Origin of the sequence: Halocola ammonii (assembly GCF_049334165.1) — a bacterium.
Classification (GTDB): domain Bacteria; phylum Bacteroidota; class Bacteroidia; order Flavobacteriales_D; family Sanyastnellaceae; genus JBEGHD01.
On the sequence record NZ_JBEGHD010000001.1, the window covers coordinates 85,598 to 104,337 of the forward strand.

Here is an 18,740-nt window from a genome sequence, read left to right on the forward strand (position 1 = left end):
GGATCACTTCTAACTAAGGACCAAGGCCTTCCTCAAAGCCTCCGCCTTCAGCAAGCACTCTTCGTATTCTTTTTCCGGGATTGAACCAGAGGTGATGGCTCCGCCTACCATGGCAGAGAGGTAGTGATTCGCAGAGTTAAACTGCAAACTTCTGATCACCACGTTGAAGTCGAAGTCACCATCGGGAGTAATGTAACCAACGGAACCGGAGTAAAGTCCGCGCTTCATGTTTTCGTAGCGCTCAATCAATTGCATGGAACTGACCTTTGGCGCTCCGGTCATCGAACCCATGGGAAAAGTGCTTCGCAGGATTTTGGCTAAACCCACTTTCTCAGACACCTCGCAACTGACAGTGGAGATCATCTGATGGACAGTTTTGAACGAGTGAATTCCGCACAACTCATCCACTTTTACCGAGCCTTTTCCGGCAAACCGAGACAAGTCGTTTCGCACCAGATCGGTGATCATCACATTTTCAGCTCGCTCTTTTGGGTCGTTTTGAAGTTGCTCCCTTAGTTCGCTGTCTTCAGCTTCATCTTTACCTCGCTTTGTAGTTCCCTTGATGGGCTGCGAAATGATTTTGTTTTTCTCTTTTTTGAGAAAACGCTCGGGACTGGCGGAGATCAAAAACTGATCATCGAGTTTGTAAAAAGCTGAAAACGGAGCTTCGGAAAAACCATTCAATCGATGATAAACCGTAGCCGGGTCAATTTTGACATTCTCCGCAAAAAACTCCTGACAAAAGTTCATCTCGTAGACATCTCCGAGCTGGATGTGCTTCAAAATCCGGTTGATCGATTCAATGTATTCTTTCCTGGAAATGCGATTTCTCAGAATCACCTCACCCTCTTTCTCAAAATTGAAAGTAGACTGTAACAGCTCCTCAATTTCAGTCCGGTGGATTTTGCCGGTGTGAAAATTAAGCTCCCCATCGCGGTGTTCTACAACAATTTCGGGTTCGAAAAAATGAAGGTCGGGGAATTCCAGCGGACTTGCTGCTTTGGTCGATAAATCCTCTACTGCATTTTTTAGGTCGTAGCTGAGGTGACCAAAAAGCCAGGATTTTTTCTCTTTCTGAAATGCTTCGAGTTTTTCGAACGGTTGATCGTCCGCGGTGAGTGTAACCGATCGCTTTTCGCCCAGTGCAAGCATCCAACGGTTGTCTTGTGAGTTGCTGTTGAGCAGCATCACTTTTTCCCATCGTTTGCTCTTTAGCGCTGGCCAAAAAGAAAATTTCATGGCTGTTCCACTTCCATCCCCGCTCTTTCGAGAATCATTTCTTTGCAGGTTTCTACCCAGCGTGGATGTGTGTTTAGGCTTTCCACGAGCTGCACTTTTTCGCCACCGTGTTCTTCGAAAATCTCCTGGTACTCATCGCCAATCTCAATAAGCGTTTCGAGGCAGTCGGCCACAAAAGCTGGTGAGAAAACAAGTAGTTTCTTGTCGCCCTTTTTGGCTCTCTCGATCACCACCTTGTCGGAGAAAGGTTCGAGCCACTTTTTATCAAGTCGCGACTGAAAACAAGTGGTGTACTGATCTTCTCTGAGACCCAGCTCAGATGCAATCAAGCGAGTTGTGGCATAGCTCGTTGCTTTATAACAATGCGTATTCTCTTCGTTGATCTCGCTTTCGCAATTGTGGTTGGAGCACCTGCGATCTTCGTAAACCTTATCGACCTGCCTAACAGGAAGCCCGTGGTAGCTAAACAGAATGTGATCGTAATCCTCGAGGTTGTACTTTTTCGCTCTTTCAACTACTGTATCAATGTAACCCTTGCGATTATAAAACTGACCGATGGCAGTCACCTCCGGAATTACATACCATTCTTTAATCAACCTCAGGGCTTTTTCGACAGCCGAGCCACTCGAAGCACTCGCGTATTGAGGGAAAAGCGGGAATAGAATGACTTTGTCGTAATTCGCTTTGTTCATCCTGTCGAGGACGTCATTCAAACTCGGGTTACCGTAGCGCATGGCCAACTCAACCGTGAAGTTTGAAGGCAACATTCCCTGCAACTGCTTTTTAAGCTCCTCACCGTGAACCAGAAGAGGAGAACCTCCGGCAATTTCCCAAAGCTCCCTGTAGATTTTGGCTGACTTTGGAGCTCTAAACGGCACGATGATTCCGTTCACCAACAGTTTGCGTGGCACCCATGGAATATCGATCACTCGCGGGTCATTCAAAAATTCCGCAAGATACTTCCTCACATCGCCAACCTTTGGACTGTCTGGCGTTCCCAGGTTAATAAGCAGCACTCCGACTTTCTTTTCCATAAGTTCAAATAATCGTTCTTCGCCTTTTTTGTCAGAGGATAAAAACCAATTTGTACGTTTTTGTTTACACGTGGATCGCTCTGTTCTCGGTGGCAGCCAACGCGGCCTCTTTAAACGCCTCAGTGTAAGTCGGGTGAGCGTGGCTCATACGTGCTACATCCTCTGCACTTGCGCGGTATTCCATCGCCACCACGGCCTCTGCAATCATGTCTGCAGCTCTTGGCCCGCACATGTGAACCCCGAGGATTTCATCGGTTTCTTTGTGAGCCAAGACTTTTACAGTTCCATCCGTGTCCATGCTGGCACGAGCGCGGCCGCTTGCTTTGAAAGGAAACGCTCCGGTTTTGTAAGGTGTGTCATTTTCCTTGAGCTCCTCTTCGGTGTAGCCCACTGACGCCACTTCTGGCCAGGTGTAAACCACTCCCGGAATCAGGTTGTAGTTGATATGCGGCTTTTGTCCTGACATCACTTCAGCCACAAACATTCCTTCTTCTTCGGCTTTGTGGGCGAGCATTGCTCCCTTTACCACATCGCCAATTGCGTAGATGTTGTCTACCTTGGTTTTCAGTTTATCATCAGTTGGGATTCTTCCCTTGTCGTCAGTTTCGATACCAACTTTATCGAGACCGAGGTTGTCGGTGTAAGGTCTGCGACCAACGGCAACCAGGCAGTAATCTCCTTTCAGAGAAATTTCTTCTCCATTTTTATCATCTGCTTTCACCGTTACCTGGCGCGAAGTAGATTTCACCTCTTTCACCTTGTGTTTTAGATAAAATTTAATGCCCAACTTCTTGAGTGACTTTTGCAATTCTTTGCTCATAGTGCTGTCCATGGTCGGAATAATGCGGTCCATGTATTCAACCACACTCACATCGGCACCGAGGCGGGCGTAAACAGAACCCAGCTCAAGGCCGATAATTCCACCACCGATAATTACCATGTGCTTTGGAATTTTATCCAACACCAGCGCTTCAGTAGAAGTAATGATTCGCTTTTTGTCAATTTCGATGAAAGGCAGTGAAGCCGGCTTTGAACCAGTAGCGATTATGATTTTTTCCGCTTCTACAGTTGTGTTTTTGTCACCTTTAACTTCAATCGTGTTTTTATCTTTAAAAGTGCCGTGACCCTCAATAACATCGATTTTATTCTTTTTCATCAGGTAGTCGATGCCGTTGGTCGTTTGCTCTACCACCTCGCTCTTGCGCTTTATCATTTGCTTGAAGTCGATCTTCACATCCTTCACCTGAATTCCGTGACTTTCGAACTTGGCATGCACATCGTGATATTGCTCAGAAGAGTCGAGCAGTGCTTTGGATGGAATGCATCCTACGTTGAGGCACGTCCCACCGAGGGTGCTGTAACGTTCTATAATGGCTGTTTTCATGCCCAACTGCGCACAGCGAATGGCGGCTACATATCCTCCGGGGCCCGAGCCGATAACGGCTACATCGTATTTGCTCATGATAAATTTGTTGCGAATTTTTTCTGGGCGCCAAAGTTATGAAACAAAGCGGAGATGAAAGGGAAGTTATCTTTCCTTGAAAATCTCCCGCCATCAAAACTCTTTGACCCTTCACCTAAACTTGTGTCCGTCTTATTTTGTTTCTTTGCCGTCTATTAAAATATCCACCGAAAAAGTGCATCCGGGAAAGGCCTGAAAACACTGAACAGAGCTCGATTTTTTAGGTTTTCAATTCCCAGATCCAGATACATAAGCGAAAAATCAAATGTGGGAGAGAATATCCAGCTTCATTCTACGCTACCGACTCTTTCTGATCATAGGTATGCTACTGCTCACGGCATTCATGGCATGGCAAGCTACAGGAGTGAGAATGAGCTACCAGTTTGGAGGGCTCCTGCCCAAAACTGACAGCACTTATGTAGAGTATCAAAACTTTCTGGAAACTTTCTCGGAGGACGGAAATGTGATTGTTGTCGGTGTCAATGACTCCTCTCTTTGGGATGTCAATAATTTTCGGGAGTGGCACGAGTTGGGCAACGATCTCAAAAAAATTAGTGTCGAAAAAGACACAGTTGTCGACCAAAAAGCGATCACCATTTCGAAGTCAGCTGTGGACTCCGTCTTTTCAGTAGCTCACAGTTATAATCTGGTAAAAAACACAGAAGAAAGAAAGTTCGAATTCAACAAGATTGTGAGCGGACCACCTGAAGACCAACAGGAAGTCGACTCCATCAAAAACGTTCTTTACGACCTGCCTTTCTACAAAGGTCTCCTCTTTCAGGATACGACTCACGCCAGCCTCATGATGGTGTTTGTCAACTCGCAACTCTTCAACTCCGAAGATCGCGGAAATTCCGTAGAGCAAATCCAAGAGCGGATTAAGCTATTTGAAAAAGAGACCGGTATCAACACTCACGTTTCTGGATTGCCGTACATCCGAACGGAGATGATGCAAAAGATTAAGGGGGAACTGCAGTTCTTTGTTATTCTCGCTGCCATTGTCACCTCCATTTTGCTGTTGCTCTTTTTCAGAAACTTCCGGGTGATGGTGACGTGCCTACTGGTAGTTTGTGTTGGCGTAATCTGGTCGATGGGGATGATCGCCATTTTCGATTATCCACTCACCATGTTGATGGGATTGATCCCTCCGCTGATGATCGTTATCGGGATCCCCAATTGTATTTACCTGCTGAATAAATATCACTCCGAATACAAAAAGCATGGGAACCAAATGCGATCGCTTTCTCGTGTGATTTACAAGGTAGGGAACGCTACATTTTTGACGAACATGACCACGGCTCTCGGTTTTGCCACGTTCATGTTTACCCACAGTCAGATCTTGCGCGAATTTGGCCTGATTGCGGCCATCAACATCATGTGCGTCTTCATCATTTCGCTGATCATCATCCCGATCGTGTTCAGCTATTTGAAGCCACCAAAAAGAAAGCACGTTCGCCACCTCGACCGCAGATGGCTTTACCATGTAATCGAGCAACTCCAAAAGATTGTGACGCACCACCGCAGAGCAGTCTACATTGGAACTGTTCTGGTTTTGGGTCTGGGCATTTACGGTGTCACGCTCGTGCAAACTACCGGAAACGTGGTAGACGATTTGCCCGATGACAGCTCGGTAATTGTAGACCTCAAGTTTTTTGAAAAGAATTTCAACGGTGTGATGCCTTTTGAAATCCTGATCGATACGAAAAGGAAAAATGCCATCACCAACGATGCGAACCTGAGACGAATTGAGAAGCTTCAGGAGCTGTTGGCCGAATATCCGCAGTTTTCGAAATCACTCTCAATTGCAGACGCTTCAAAATTCGCCAAACAGGCTTTTTATAACGGAGCACCCAATCGCTACGCGCTGATCAACAGAAACGAGCAGAGCTTCATTGGCCCCTACATCCGTGGCGACTACCGAACGCAGGGCATCGAAAAAATGTTCATGGATTCTTCCAAACAGGTCACCAGAGTTACTGCACAGGTAGCCGATATCGGCACTCTCGAAATGGAGAAGCTGATGAACGACCTCAAACCCAAGATTGATAAGATTTTCCCTCCAGACAAATACGACATCACCATCACCGGGACGAGCATCGTCTTTTTGGAAGGAACGACCTACATGGTCAAGAATCTTTTCATCAGTTTGATGATTGCCATCGTGATCATCGCTTTGATCATGTCTTTCCTCTTCCGCTCAGCGCGAATGGTTTTAATTTCGCTTTTGCCAAACATGATTCCGCTGATCATCACTGCGGCCATTATGGGCTTCACGGGAATCACCATCAAGCCGAGTACTATTCTCGTTTTCTCTATCGCCTTTGGAATTTCTGTGGATGACACGATTCACTTCCTGGCCAAATATCGACAGGAGCTCGACCACTCGCACTGGACCATTGGAGAGTCTGTGTTGCGTGCTGTTCGCGAAACAGGAATTAGCATGCTCTACACTTCCATCGTGTTGTTCTTCGGATTTGGAATATTTGTAGCATCCGAATTTGAAGGAACTGCCGCACTGGGTGTGCTCGTTTCGGTTACTCTCCTGGTGGCAATGTTCACCAACCTTGTGCTGCTACCATCACTTTTGATGTCACTCGACAGAGCCATCACAACCAGAACTTTCAGCGAGCCGATGCTCGAAATTATCGATGAGGAAGAAGACATTGATCTTGACGAATTGGAGATAAAAGGCCAGCGCGAGATCGACAAAAGAGATAACGACCAGACTTAGTAGAACACCGAAAACTACAAATCATGAAAGGAATTATTCTGGCCGGTGGATCCGGCACACGACTTTATCCACTCACCAAAGCGGTAAGCAAACAACTCATGCCGGTTTACGACAAGCCGATGATCTACTACCCACTTTCGACCTTGCTTATTTCTGGTATTCGCGAGATCCTGATCATTTCAACTCCACACGATTTGCCTGGGTTTAAACACCTTCTGGGTGATGGGTCGCAAATCGGGTGTTCCATTTCTTACAAGGAGCAACCGGAGCCAAAAGGACTCGCTCAGGCCTTCACACTTGGCGAAGAATTTATTGGTGACGACAAAGTAGCTTTAGTTCTCGGTGACAACATTTTTTATGGCAAAGGATTTGGAAAAATTCTCCGCGACAACACCGATGTAGACGGTGGAATGGTTTACGCCTACCACGTGTCAGACCCCGAGCGCTACGGTGTGGTGGAGTTCGACAAAAACCAAAAGGCCATTTCTATTGAAGAAAAGCCGAAAAACCCCAAATCGAACTACGCGGTTCCTGGATTGTATTTCTATGACAACAATGTGATAGAGATCGCTAAAAACCTGAAGCCGAGTGCTCGCGGTGAGTACGAGATCACCGACATCAACAGGGCTTACCTAGAGCAGGGTAAACTCCAGGTGTCGAAGCTCGACCGTGGAACGGCCTGGTTGGACACCGGCACATTCCCGTCTTTGATGCAGGCCAGCCAGTACGTGCAGGTGATTGAAGATAGGCAGGGACTGAAAATTGGAGCCATCGAAGAAATCGCCTGGAGAATGGGCTACATCGATGATGCTCAGTTTGAAGCACTGGCAAAACCACTGGTTAAAAGTGGCTATGGCGATTATCTGTTGCAGCAGTTAAAAACCGAAAGGTAAGCAACGTAAAAACGCACAAATTTGAAACAGGAAATCGAACACTCCATGAAGTCGCTCTCGCAGTGTCAGCATCTAATCGTTGAAGCCATCGAAGAGTTTACTGCAGAAAATGGCAAAGGCGAACTCTACGAGCCCATCAATTACATCATGAACATTGGTGGAAAGCGGATGCGTCCTGCACTCTTGCTCATGGCCTGCGATCTTTTTGGTGGAGATGTTCAAAAAGCGCTGAAGCCGGCTCTGGCCATAGAAGTGTTTCACAACTTCACCCTGATGCATGACGACATCATGGACGAGGCTCCCATGCGAAGGGGCAAGAAAAGTGTTCACAAAAAGTGGGACACAAACGCGGCCATTCTCAGTGGAGACGCCATGATGGTGCAGGCTTACCAGCTGATCACCGAGACGCCCGACAAGCAATTGAAACCCGTGCTCGAAGTGTTCAGCGAAACGGCAATCGCAGTGTGCGAGGGCCAGCAGATGGACATGGATTTTGAAAATCGGGATGACGTTGCCATCCACGAGTACCTCGAAATGATCAGGCTGAAAACCAGTGTTCTTGTAGCTGCAGCTCTAAAAATCGGAGCCATCATTGCCGGTGCTTCCAAAAGAGATCAGGAACACGCTTATTTCTTCGGAGAAAAAATCGGGATGGCTTTTCAACTTCGTGACGATTATCTCGATGTGTTTGGCGAAGAAGACAAAGTCGGAAAACAAACCGGAGGCGACATCCTATCCGACAAAAAAACCTACCTCCTTTTGCGAGCCAGACAAAAAGCATCGCCCGACCAGCTGAAAAAACTCAACGAGCTCAACGGCAACAATTCTGACCAAAAAGAGAAAGTCGAAAAGACCATCAAAATTTTTAGAGACCTGCGCGTAGATCACGAGCTGATTGAAAAATCGGAAATGTATTTCGCGGAAGCCATCACTCACCTCAACTCAATTAAACTCGAAGAGGAGCGCAAAATCGAACTTCAGCTCTTTGCCGAAAAACTCATGATCCGAGAAAGCTAAGATGGACGAAGACCCCGGTAAAAACACAGACCTTACTCCTCTTGTCTCTGAGATCAAAAAAGCCGGAGACTCAAAAAATCTCCTTGCCAAAACCCAGCGGCAAATCGAAAAAGACTTTAGCACTTTTTCCGTGGGCATTCCCTTTGACGAAAGTGAAACCCTCGACTCGCTTTTTCAAAAACTGAAAGCAGCGCTCGAACAGCTCACCGAAGAAAACAGAGCCAAGCTGAGTCAAATCCTCTACCGAATCGATCTTTCCGAAGCCCACCTCGGAGCCATTCTCACCGGAGCCGAAGGGCCTGATATCCACGGCCAACTCGCTTTTCAAATCATTCAAAGAGAAATGAAAAAAGTAATCCTGAGAGAGCGCTACAGCCCCTGACCGAGGAAAGCCATCGTTTAGCTTTCCAACATTAGTTAAATGATGAACACTTCACGACAAATTGTGGTTTATAAACTCCGCAGACTTTGTAATTTTGTAATTCGAATTTTAACGCATCCCACAACATAATGGACAACTACTCTTATCTGAGTAACGCAGACGTCACAGCGATAGACGACCTCTATCAAAAGTTTAAGGAAAATCCTGAGTCAGTCGATTTTGGCTGGCGCAAGTTTTTTGAAGGGTTTGAGTTTCACAGAACAGAATTTGAAAAAGACGGAGAGCAGGAACTTCCTGAAGATCTCCACAGGGAGTTTAAGGTAATCAACCTGATCAACGGATACCGCAATCGCGGCCACCTGTTCACCAAAACCAACCCGGTGCGCGAGAGAAGAAAATACTCTCCCACACTCGACATCGAAAACTTTGGCCTCGAAGAATCCGACCTGGACGAAACGTTTCAGGCTGGTCAGGAAATCGGAATTGGAAGAGCCACGCTCAAAGAAATTATTGAGCACCTAAAGCACACTTACTGCCAGTCGATTGGTGTGGAGTACATGTACATCCGCGATCCCGAAAGACTCAAGTGGATTCAGCACAAGCTCGAGGAAAACAACCTGAAGAAATTTACCAAAGAGGAAAAGCTCGACATCTACAAAAAGTTGAGCCGCACCACGCTTTTCGAGCAATATCTGCAGCGAAAGTTTGTGGGACAAAAGAGATTTTCCATTGAAGGTGGCGAAGCGTTGATTCCAGCGTTGGACTCGCTTATCGAAAAAGCATCTGCCAACGGAGTTGAGGAATTCGTAATGGGAATGGCCCACCGCGGTCGCCTCAACGCTCTGGCTCATATTTTTGGAAAGCCTTACGAAGAACTCTTTGCAGAATTCGAAGGACGAGAGTACAAAGACGATGTGTTCGATGGCGATGTGAAATACCACCTCGGCTACTCCAACACGGTGAAGTCCGACAAAGGAGCTGACGTTCACCTTACCCTCTCCCCCAACCCTTCTCACCTCGAAGCGGTGGATCCGGTTGTGGAAGGTTTGACGAGAGCAAAAATCGACAACTACCTCAAAGACGAGAACAAAATTGTTCCGATCCTCATCCACGGTGATGCGGCAATTGCAGCGCAGGGAGTGGTCTACGAAGTGGTGCAAATGGCACAGCTCGATGGCTACCGAACCGGTGGAACTATCCACATTGTGGTGAACAACCAGATTGGCTTCACCACCAACTACCTCGATGGACGCTCGAGCACCTACTGCACAGATGTTGGTAAAACCACACTTTGCCCTGTGTTCCACGTAAATGGTGACGATGTGGAAGCCGTGATCCAAACAGTCAACATGGCGCTTGAGTACCGTCTGAAGTACAACCGCGATGTGTTTATCGATTTGCTCGGCTACAGAAAATACGGCCACAACGAAGGTGACGAGCCGAAGTTCACTCAGCCGCAGCTTTACAAAGCCATTTCGCAGCACCCCGACTTGCGAGAGATCTACAAAAATCAACTTATCGAAGAGGGAATTCTCACTGAAGATCAGGCCGATGAAATGAAGTCGGAGTTTGAGAAAATGCTTGACGACCGATTTGAGAAGAGCAAAAAGATCGAGAACAACTACGTGAAGCACTTCCTCGAGGAAACATGGAAAGATTTGAAAAAAGCTGATGACGATGCTTTTGACGAATCGCCAGATACAAGCTACGACAAGAAAAAACTCATAGAGCTCGGAAAGAAAATGAGCTCTCTGCCAGAAGGCAAAAAGTGGTTTAGAAAAGTTGAGAAGCTTTTCAAAGAGCGCACAAAAATGCTCGACAACAACAAGCTCGACTGGGGAATGGGCGAAATGCTCGCCTACGCCACGCTCCTGGAAGAAGGCTTCCCGGTGCGGATTTCCGGTCAGGATGTGGAGCGTGGGACCTTCTCTCACCGCCACGCTGTGGTGAAAACCGAAGACGAGGAAGAAATCATTCCGCTCAACCACATTGCCGACAAGCAAGCCGAAATGACGATCTACAACTCACTCCTAAGCGAGTACGGTGTTGTCGGGTTCGACTACGGTTACGCTTTTGCCACTCCAAACGGACTAACGATTTGGGAAGCGCAGTTTGGTGACTTCAACAACGGAGCGCAAATCATTATCGACCAGTTCCTGAGCTCTGCTGAAGATAAGTGGCGCACCATGAATGGATTGGTGATGCTGTTGCCTCACGGCTACGAGGGAATGGGCTCTGAGCACTCGAGTGGTCGCATGGAGCGCTACCTCACGCTTTGCGCTGAAAACAACATGCAGGTGGCCAACGCTACCACTCCGGCAAACTACTTCCACCTTTTGAGAAGGCAGCTACACCGCGAGTTCCGCAAGCCGCTGATCGTTTTCACTCCAAAGAAATTGCTCCGCTACGCCAAAGCAACTTCGAAAATCGAAGAGATGGCCGAGGGCAGATTCCAGGAAGTGCTGGACGATCCGAATGTGAAAAAAGGAGACGTGGACACGATTGCTTTCTGCTCTGGGAAAATCTACTACGACATCCTCGAAGAAAGAGAAAAGAAAGAGTCTGGAGAAAACATCGCAGTGGTGCGCCTCGAGCAGCTTTATCCGTTCCCGGAGAAGCAAATCGACAAGATTCTCGATAAGTACGACAAGGCGAAAAATTACATTTGGATTCAGGAAGAACCTGAAAACATGGGCGCCTGGGGCTACATCCTCCGCACTTTCCGCAAGGTCAACCTGGATTTGATTTCCAGAAAAGCCTCCGGAAGTCCGGCAGCTGGAAGCACCATCGTACACGAGAAGCGCCACCGTGCACTGCTCGACAAGTTGTTCTCCTACGCCAAAGAAAAAGTATCATAAAAAATAATAGCATTTTGCGACAACAGATCTCCAACGAGGCCACGAGCCGGGAGGTCAAACCAAAAAGATCGACATGCCAGAAATAGAAATGAAAGTACCGAGTCCGGGAGAATCCATCTCGGAAGTTGAAATAGCCACATGGCTGGTAAGTGACGGTGACTACGTAGAAAAAGACCAGGCCATTGCCGAGGTCGATTCCGACAAAGCCACACTCGAACTGCCTGCCGAAGAGTCTGGGACAATTACCCTAAAAGCCGAAGAAGGCGACACTGTAGAAGTGGGCGAAGTGGTGGCCCTCATCAACACCGATGCGGAAAAGCCAAAAGGCTCGGACGATAAAAAACAAGACGCCAAAGCAGCGAAAGACGAGAAGAAGGAGGAAGAAAAGTCGGACAGCAAAGACGACAAAAAAGAGGAGAAGAAAGAAGAGAAAGAGTCGAAGTCTGAAAGCAAGGACAAAAAGGACGACAAAGAGAAAGAGGAAGAGGATAGTCACGCTAAAGGGCACCCTTCTCCAGCTGCTCGCAAAAAAATGGACGAAGAGGGAATCTCTTCCGACCAGGTGAAAGGCACCGGAAAAGGTGGACGCATCACCAAACAAGACGTGATTGACGCCATGGCCGGAGGCATCAGCAGTGATGCAGCCCAGGGCTGGGGTGGAACCCGCGATTCTGAGCGCAAGAAAATGTCTTCGCTTCGCAGAAAAGTTGCCGAGCGACTGGTTTCTGTGAAAAACGAAACGGCCATGCTCACCACCTTCAACGAGGTGAACATGCAGCCGATCATGGACATGCGCTCCAAGTACAAAGAGACATTTAAAGAAACACACGGCACTAGCCTCGGATTTATGTCCTTCTTCACCAAAGCGGTGACTGAAGCGCTGAATCAGTTCCCGGCAGTGAATGCCCAGATCGATGGTAAAGAAGTGATCTATCACAACTACGCAGATGTGGGTGTGGCAGTGAGCACGCCAAAAGGACTGATGGTTCCCGTGATGCGCAATGCCGAGCAGATGTCACTGGCTGAAATCGAAAGCGAAATCAAGCGACTGGCCATCAAAGCGCGCGATGGTAAAATCACCATTGATGAGATGACCGGAGGAACCTTCACCATCACCAACGGTGGAGTGTTTGGCTCGATGATGAGCACACCAATCATCAACCCACCGCAGAGTGCCATTTTGGGAATGCACAACATTGTGGAGCGACCAATGGCCGTGAACGGTGAAGTGAAAATCCTGCCGATGATGTACGTAGCCCTAAGCTACGACCACCGCATCATCGATGGGAAAGAATCGGTGAGCTTTTTGGTGAAAGTGAAAGAAATGCTTGAAAACCCGGAGAGCATGATCTTCGGAGGCAAAAACCCCGCAGAAGTTTTGATGGGACTGTAGCCAAACGGCCACCCAAATAATTTTAAACCGCTGGTGGTCCTGATCTTGTTTCAGGATCTCTAGCGGTTTTTTTTGTGTTTTCATGCTCTTCCTTCAAAATAGTCGACTGTTGCCCTTAAACCAGAAAAGCCTTAGCTTAGTGCCACTAATCACTTTCTCCATGTTCAAATTGATCGCTACCGCTTTTGTCTTTTTGCTGGTTTCGCTTTTAGGGTCGGGGTCGTGTGCCCAAACCTTTTCTAAGGTGTATGATCACTTCGACCGGGAACTGTTGGAAGAGGCATACAATATTGAGGAGACTGCAAATGGATATATCATATTTTATGCTGGAGGAGCTGCGGATGGTGTCTCTACACGTTTAGGTGTTCGAACAATAGATTGGGAAGGGAATTCGCTATTTCTGCACGAATATGGGGATGATAGTACAAGAATGTTTGCAGGTTGGGCAAATAGTGGTTTTGAAGTTTCGGATGACAGTTACGCAATAGGAAATGGCTTTGACACAGTTGGGGTATCTAATTCCTCCAACTCAAAGCTGATGTTGTTCAATTCCAGTGGTGAACTACAAAACTCTTTCACTTACATTGATTCTCTTGCCAATGGAGGCAGCGGAGTGATTAATGCCGATAATTTTTATTATATATATGGCAATTCTCTTGACACACCTAATGAATTACTTGGTGGATACCTAATGAAAATCTCCGAAGACTTAGAGCTTGTTTGGAAAAAAGTTTATCCAAATGAAGGTAGCGAAAACCTCAGCTTCAACAGCTGCACAGAGGCACATGAGGGTGGTTTCATTATTGGCGGTCGAGTAACAGACTTTGACACATTTGGTGTTTGTGAAGATCTGGCTTACGATTCTGATCCTATTATCATGAGAGTGGACTCTGAGGGGAATGAAATCTGGCGAGAACAATTTGGCACCTGCAAAACCGAATGTGGAGCCCACGTCACCCGCACCTCAGATGGCAACTATCTTTTTTCTTCTTGTTTGAAGACAGATGAGCCTGTTTCCGGTGAGTTGTTTGGGTTTTGGCCTTACATTGTCAAGTTTGATTCAGACGGTGAGGTAATTTGGGAGCAGACTTATGGCGATGCCAACTTTGAAAGTGTTCTTACCAAAGTACAAGAATTGTCGGATGGAAATATCATTGCCGGTGGATACAGATATGCGCTCAGTGAAAACACTGCACACCGTTGGGGACTACTCATCAAACTCAACCAGCAAGGTGACAGCCTTTGGTACCGCAAGTATTCATTTGCCGATGACACCCAATGTTTTTTCCGCGATGTGATAGAAACTTCAGATGGAGGTTTTGCCGCTTGTGGTCGCACCTGGCCATCAGAAGAAAACTCGAGTATCGACACCTGGGTGGTAAAAACAGATGAATACGGTTGTATCATTCCCGGTTGTCATATCGGTGTAGAAGAATTCACTGAAAAGTATGGCAGCTTTAAAGTTGGGCCTAATCCAGTGAGCCAGTCTGAAAATCTGGTTGTTTTTCTACCCGATGTCAAAGATCTCTCGGGTCTCTCCTTCCAGCTACGCAACCTCAGCGGTCAGGTCGTTAAATCTTTTGTCCCCGATGAAGGCGGTACTTCTTACCTTCTGCGAATGGACGATGTAGTAAAAGGCATGTACGTGCTTTCGCTTTTGAAAGATGGCACAAAAGTGCAGAGTGAGAAGGTGGTGGTGAGGTAAACTAACTCTGAAGAATTTAATACTATATTTCAAATAGGTGAAGGATTTGGGACCGGCCTTGAGCTCGCGCAAAAATTTTTCAAAGTCGAGACTTACGAAGACCGAGAAGCCGCAAGGATCACTCGGTCGTAGTTAGTTGAGACAAAGCAAAATTTTGAGTAGAGGTCACAGCCTTGATTTTTTTCTTTCTTTTTTCATCAAGGAAAAAAGATAAATTGAGTATCAGCAGCGGCTAGTCTGATATATTAAACGGCCCTCTTTATAAGCGTGCAACAAAAGCCATGAAAGATCTTTCATTTTCGGGATTCACAACAGAGCTATCGGTATTATTTCTCACCCTTTTCAATGGGTACGTTTAATCCAAAAATTCCCATAAATTTGCCCCCAATTCATTAAAATCCTAAAGAGAGAATGGCCCATAAATATCAAGTTCAGATAGATGACTTCATGGAGGCTGTAAAAGCAAAAGACCCGAACGAAACGGAGTTTTTGCAAGCCGTTGAAGAGGTTGCCGAAACGGTGATCCCTTTTATTGAAGAAAACGGTTTAGACAAATACAAAAAAGCCAAGGTGCTCGAGCGCATGGCCGAGCCCGAGAGAATCATCACTTTCCGTGTGCCGTGGACAGACGACCAGGGAAAAGTGCAGGTGAACCGCGGCTACCGCGTGGAGTACAACTCAGCCATTGGGCCTTACAAAGGCGGGTTGCGTTTTCACCCTTCTGTGAACCTGAGCATTCTCAAGTTTTTGGGCTTCGAGCAGGTGTTTAAAAACGCCCTCACCACTCTTCCAATGGGTGGCGGAAAAGGTGGATCTGACTTTAACCCAAAAGGGAAATCGGACAATGAAGTGATGCGCTTTTGCCAGAGCTTCATGACTGAACTTTCGCGCCACATCGGTCCAAACACAGACGTGCCTGCGGGTGATATCGGTGTTGGCGGCCGCGAAATTGGCTACATGTTTGGCCAGTACAAAAGATTGAGAAACGAGTTTACCGGAGTACTCACCGGAAAAGGTATCAACTGGGGTGGATCGCTCATGCGTCCTGAAGCTACCGGTTACGGATGCGTTTATTTCGCGCAGGAAATGCTCGACACTAAAAACGACAGCCTGAAAGGTAAAACCATTTGCGTTTCGGGTTCTGGAAACGTTGCGCAATTCGCAGTTGAAAAAGCCTGTCAGATGGGAGCCAAAGTGGTGACGATGTCAGACTCGCAAGGATTCATCCACGACCCGGAAGGAATTTCGCTTCAGAAACTCGACTGGATCATGGATTTGAAAAACAACCGCAGAGGCCGCATCAGCGAATATGCCGATGCCCACGATGGTGTTGAATATTTCGAAGGCAAGCGCCCATGGGGAATTCCATGCGACATTGCTCTGCCTTGTGCCACTCAAAACGAGTTGGACGGTGAAGAAGCTAAAACGCTTCTGGAAAACAACTGCATCTGCGTTGCCGAAGGAGCCAACATGCCGTGCACTCCGGAAGCCATTGAGGCATTCCACGAGGCGCGAATTCTTTTCTCTCCCGGTAAAGCCTCAAACGCTGGTGGTGTTGCCACTTCGGGACTGGAGATGTCTCAAAACTCCCTGCGCTACAACTGGAGCAGCGAAGAGGTTGACCAACGTCTTCACACCATCATGAAAGACATCCACGAAGCGTGTGTGAAATATGGAAAAGATAAAAACGGTTACATCAACTACGTGAAAGGCGCTAACATTGCCGGATTCGTGAAAGTAGCCGACTCGATGATCGACCAGGGAGTGGTTTAAATTCCCCATCGACTATAAAACTAAATCCCGGTAGCAAGCAGAATTAGAACTGCTTCCTATCGGGATTTTTTTTGATTTCATTTTTCTGAGTTAGAAAATACTCATTCCCATTTCCACCCTTGTGTCTCGACTCCGCTCGACAACCGGCCTACGCCACACTGTTCCAGCCGCATTCTCGTCTCCAAGAAATCACCCATTTGTTTGTACATTTGACCCAAACACAAAGAAAAAATGGAAACCGGACTCCTACACCTACACTCACTTTTACGCTGGATTGCACTCGTGCTGATCGTTGTTTCTGTCATCAAGTTTTTTAGCAGTGCAGCCGGCAACAAATCGTTCACTTCGGGCGATAAAAAACTCGGACTTTTCACGCTCATCACGTTTCACCTTCAGTTGGTGATCGGGCTGTTGCTTTATTTTTTAAAAGGATGGCATCAAGCGTTTAGTGATATGGCAAATGCTATGTCAGATTCATGGACACGCTTTTACGCAGTGGAACACATGCTCGGGATGATCATCGCCATTGCTTTTGTCACTATCGGTTACTCAAGCGCCAAGCGCACCCGAGTTGACAGCAAAAAGTTTAAGAAAATGGCATGGTGGTTTTTGATCGCGCTAATCATTGTTTTGGTTTCCATTCCATGGCCTTTCAGAGAGGTGGGAGCAGGAAAAGGTTGGTTCTAAGTTTTATGAAGCAAACAATTCTGGCAGTATCGATTGTAGCGCTCGTGGGCTTTGCCGGTGGCTGTGGCAGCAGCAAGGGTTCCGATGTGGCGTCTGCAGAGCCAACTCAAAAAGTGACTCCCGAAGAGGCAGTGAAAATCTTCAACCGCAAGTGCGGATTGTGCCACGGGAAAGACGGTAAAAAACAACTTGCCGGAGCACCCGACCTTACCACAAGCACACTGGAAAAAGATAAACGAATTGCCATTATCACTTATGGCAAAGGCAGCATGCCTCCATTCGAAGAAAGACTTTCTGCTACCGAAATCGAGGCAGTTGCCGACTACCTTGCTACCTTTGCAGAGTAAAAACGAAATTAACTTCCTGATTGATAGAAACTGAAAAAATACAAGAAACCTGTGTGCTGGTGGGAGTGATCACTTCCAGCCAATCGCGTGAAGCAGTAGACGAGTACCTCGATGAGTTGGCATTTTTGGCCGAGACTGCCGATGCGCTTTCTCAGAAGCGATTCGTGCAGAAACTCGAGCACCCCGATCCAAAAACATTCATCGGCTCAGGGAAGCTCAAGGAAATAAAAGACTATGTTGAAGAGAACAAAATCGACATGGTGATTTTTGACGATGAGCTTTCGCCCACGCAGCTACGAAATGTGGAGCGCTCTTTCAAGGATGTGAAAGTGCTCGACCGCAACAACCTCATCCTTGACATTTTTGCATCTCGAGCAAGAACGGCCCATGCGAAAACGCAGGTGGAGCTTGCGCAGTACGAGTACCTTCTGCCACGCCTCACCAACATGTGGACTCACCTCCAAAAGCAAAAAGGTGGTATCGGAATGAAGGGTCCCGGTGAAAAGGAGATCGAGACCGACAGGCGGATTATTCGCGATAAAATCTCAGGCCTCAAAAAGCAGTTGCAGAAAATCGACAAGCAGATGGCGACCCAGCGAGGAAATCGCGGAGCCATGGTGCGAGTTGCACTGGTGGGTTACACCAACGTTGGTAAATCAACGCTGATGAATCTGCTGAGCAAATCGGACGTGTTTGCCGAAAATAAACTCTTCGCCACGCTCGACACTACGGTGAGAAAAGTGGTTTTGCAAAATGTTCCTTGCCTGGTTTCCGACACTGTTGGGTTTATCCGCAAGCTGCCTACTCAGTTGATAGAGTCTTTTAAATCCACGCTTGACGAAACTCGCGAGGCCGACATTCTGGTGCACGTGCTGGACATTTCTCATCCCAATTTTGAGGATCACTACAACGTGGTGAACGAAACCCTGAGCGACATTGGTACACTTGGAAAACCTACGATTGTGGTTTTCAATAAAATTGATGCGTTCACTTACACGCCAAAAGACGAGGACGACCTCACTCCAAAAACGAAGGAAAACTACTCGCTCGAAGAACTGGAAAGATCGTGGATGGCGCGCGTTCAGGACAACGATGTGGTGTTTATTTCGGCAGAGAAAAAGATCAACATTGACGAGTTGCGCGATGTGCTCTACCAGCGAGTGAAAGAAATTCACCAGGAGCGATATCCGTACAACGACTTTCTTTACTGAGACTTGTA

The 18,740-nt window shown here is 47.1% G+C and carries 14 protein-coding genes; 11 read left to right on the forward strand and 3 right to left on the reverse strand.

The annotated features are described in order from the left end of the window. Positions 1–9: 9 nt before the first annotated feature. From ABHV44_RS00340 to lpdA, 3 genes are all read right to left on the reverse strand, one after another. Positions 10–1,239 carry an anthranilate synthase component I family protein gene (locus tag ABHV44_RS00340; RefSeq protein ID WP_459072640.1) on the reverse strand — a complete coding sequence of 410 codons (1,230 nt, stop codon included), beginning with the start codon at positions 1,237–1,239 and terminating at the stop codon, positions 10–12. Continuing rightward, complete coding sequence (gene hemH, locus ABHV44_RS00345) at positions 1,236–2,273, reverse strand: ferrochelatase (RefSeq protein ID WP_459072641.1); 1,038 nt, start codon at positions 2,271–2,273, stop codon at positions 1,236–1,238. The genes ABHV44_RS00340 and hemH overlap by 4 nt, the downstream gene beginning before the upstream one ends. 64 nt (positions 2,274–2,337) lie before the next feature. Continuing rightward, positions 2,338–3,735 carry a dihydrolipoyl dehydrogenase gene (lpdA, locus tag ABHV44_RS00350; protein ID WP_459072642.1) on the reverse strand — a complete coding sequence of 466 codons (1,398 nt, stop codon included), beginning with the start codon at positions 3,733–3,735 and terminating at the stop codon, positions 2,338–2,340. 265 nt (positions 3,736–4,000) lie between these two features. Here lpdA and ABHV44_RS00355 point away from each other — a divergent pair, with 265 nt between their 5' ends. The 11 genes from ABHV44_RS00355 (at position 4,001) to hflX (ending at position 18,732) form a co-directional block, all read left to right on the forward strand. Continuing rightward, entirely contained in the window at positions 4,001–6,466 is a 2,466-nt protein-coding gene (locus tag ABHV44_RS00355) for an efflux RND transporter permease subunit (RefSeq protein ID WP_459072643.1), read from the forward strand. A gap of 23 nt (positions 6,467–6,489) precedes the next feature. Next, entirely contained in the window at positions 6,490–7,359 is an 870-nt protein-coding gene (gene rfbA / locus ABHV44_RS00360) for a glucose-1-phosphate thymidylyltransferase RfbA (RefSeq protein WP_459072644.1), read from the forward strand. Between the two features lie 21 nt (positions 7,360–7,380). After that, positions 7,381–8,376 carry a polyprenyl synthetase family protein gene (locus ABHV44_RS00365; protein WP_459072645.1) on the forward strand — a complete coding sequence of 332 codons (996 nt, stop codon included), beginning with the start codon at positions 7,381–7,383 and terminating at the stop codon, positions 8,374–8,376. A 1-nt stretch (position 8,377) separates the two neighbouring features. Continuing rightward, positions 8,378–8,758 carry a hypothetical protein gene (locus ABHV44_RS00370; protein WP_459072646.1) on the forward strand — a complete coding sequence of 127 codons (381 nt, stop codon included), beginning with the start codon at positions 8,378–8,380 and terminating at the stop codon, positions 8,756–8,758. A gap of 128 nt (positions 8,759–8,886) precedes the next feature. Next, a complete protein-coding gene (locus ABHV44_RS00375; protein ID WP_459072647.1) occupies positions 8,887–11,616 on the forward strand; it encodes a 2-oxoglutarate dehydrogenase E1 component in 2,730 nt (909 codons plus the stop codon). A gap of 73 nt (positions 11,617–11,689) precedes the next feature. After that, positions 11,690–13,009: a 2-oxoglutarate dehydrogenase complex dihydrolipoyllysine-residue succinyltransferase gene (odhB, locus tag ABHV44_RS00380; protein WP_459072648.1), complete on the forward strand. Its 1,320-nt coding sequence runs from the start codon at positions 11,690–11,692 to the stop codon at positions 13,007–13,009. A gap of 160 nt (positions 13,010–13,169) precedes the next feature. Then, complete coding sequence (locus ABHV44_RS00385; RefSeq protein ID WP_459072649.1) at positions 13,170–14,714, forward strand: T9SS type A sorting domain-containing protein; 1,545 nt, start codon at positions 13,170–13,172, stop codon at positions 14,712–14,714. A 411-nt stretch (positions 14,715–15,125) separates the two neighbouring features. Then, the gene (gene gdhA, locus ABHV44_RS00390; RefSeq protein WP_459072650.1) at positions 15,126–16,487 is read left to right on the forward strand and encodes an NADP-specific glutamate dehydrogenase; all 1,362 of its coding nucleotides are present in this window, start codon (positions 15,126–15,128) and stop codon (positions 16,485–16,487) included. 231 nt (positions 16,488–16,718) lie between these two features. Further along, on the forward strand, positions 16,719–17,174 hold the full coding sequence (locus tag ABHV44_RS00395; RefSeq protein WP_459072651.1) for a hypothetical protein: 456 nt from the start codon (positions 16,719–16,721) through the stop codon (positions 17,172–17,174). A 5-nt stretch (positions 17,175–17,179) separates the two neighbouring features. Next, positions 17,180–17,521 carry a c-type cytochrome gene (locus ABHV44_RS00400; protein ID WP_459072652.1) on the forward strand — a complete coding sequence of 114 codons (342 nt, stop codon included), beginning with the start codon at positions 17,180–17,182 and terminating at the stop codon, positions 17,519–17,521. 20 nt (positions 17,522–17,541) lie between these two features. Beyond that, a complete protein-coding gene (gene hflX, locus ABHV44_RS00405) occupies positions 17,542–18,732 on the forward strand; it encodes a GTPase HflX (RefSeq protein WP_459072653.1) in 1,191 nt (396 codons plus the stop codon). The last annotated feature ends 8 nt before the right edge of the window (positions 18,733–18,740 follow it).

What these genes read in the sequence shown, in the direction of transcription:
- ABHV44_RS00340 (WP_459072640.1), bottom strand. Translation starts at nt 1,239, where the DNA reads ATGAAATTTTCTTTTTGGCCAGCGCTAAAGAGCAAACGATGGGAAAAA.
- hemH (WP_459072641.1), bottom strand. Translation starts at nt 2,273, where the DNA reads ATGGAAAAGAAAGTCGGAGTGCTGCTTATTAACCTGGGAACGCCAGAC.
- lpdA (WP_459072642.1), bottom strand. Translation starts at nt 3,735, where the DNA reads ATGAGCAAATACGATGTAGCCGTTATCGGCTCGGGCCCCGGAGGATAT.
- ABHV44_RS00355 (WP_459072643.1), top strand. Translation starts at nt 4,001, where the DNA reads ATGTGGGAGAGAATATCCAGCTTCATTCTACGCTACCGACTCTTTCTG.
- rfbA (WP_459072644.1), top strand. Translation starts at nt 6,490, where the DNA reads ATGAAAGGAATTATTCTGGCCGGTGGATCCGGCACACGACTTTATCCA.
- ABHV44_RS00370 (WP_459072646.1), top strand. Translation starts at nt 8,378, where the DNA reads ATGGACGAAGACCCCGGTAAAAACACAGACCTTACTCCTCTTGTCTCT.
- ABHV44_RS00375 (WP_459072647.1), top strand. Translation starts at nt 8,887, where the DNA reads ATGGACAACTACTCTTATCTGAGTAACGCAGACGTCACAGCGATAGAC.
- odhB (WP_459072648.1), top strand. Translation starts at nt 11,690, where the DNA reads ATGCCAGAAATAGAAATGAAAGTACCGAGTCCGGGAGAATCCATCTCG.
- ABHV44_RS00385 (WP_459072649.1), top strand. Translation starts at nt 13,170, where the DNA reads ATGTTCAAATTGATCGCTACCGCTTTTGTCTTTTTGCTGGTTTCGCTT.
- gdhA (WP_459072650.1), top strand. Translation starts at nt 15,126, where the DNA reads ATGGCCCATAAATATCAAGTTCAGATAGATGACTTCATGGAGGCTGTA.
- ABHV44_RS00395 (WP_459072651.1), top strand. Translation starts at nt 16,719, where the DNA reads ATGGAAACCGGACTCCTACACCTACACTCACTTTTACGCTGGATTGCA.
- ABHV44_RS00400 (WP_459072652.1), top strand. Translation starts at nt 17,180, where the DNA reads ATGAAGCAAACAATTCTGGCAGTATCGATTGTAGCGCTCGTGGGCTTT.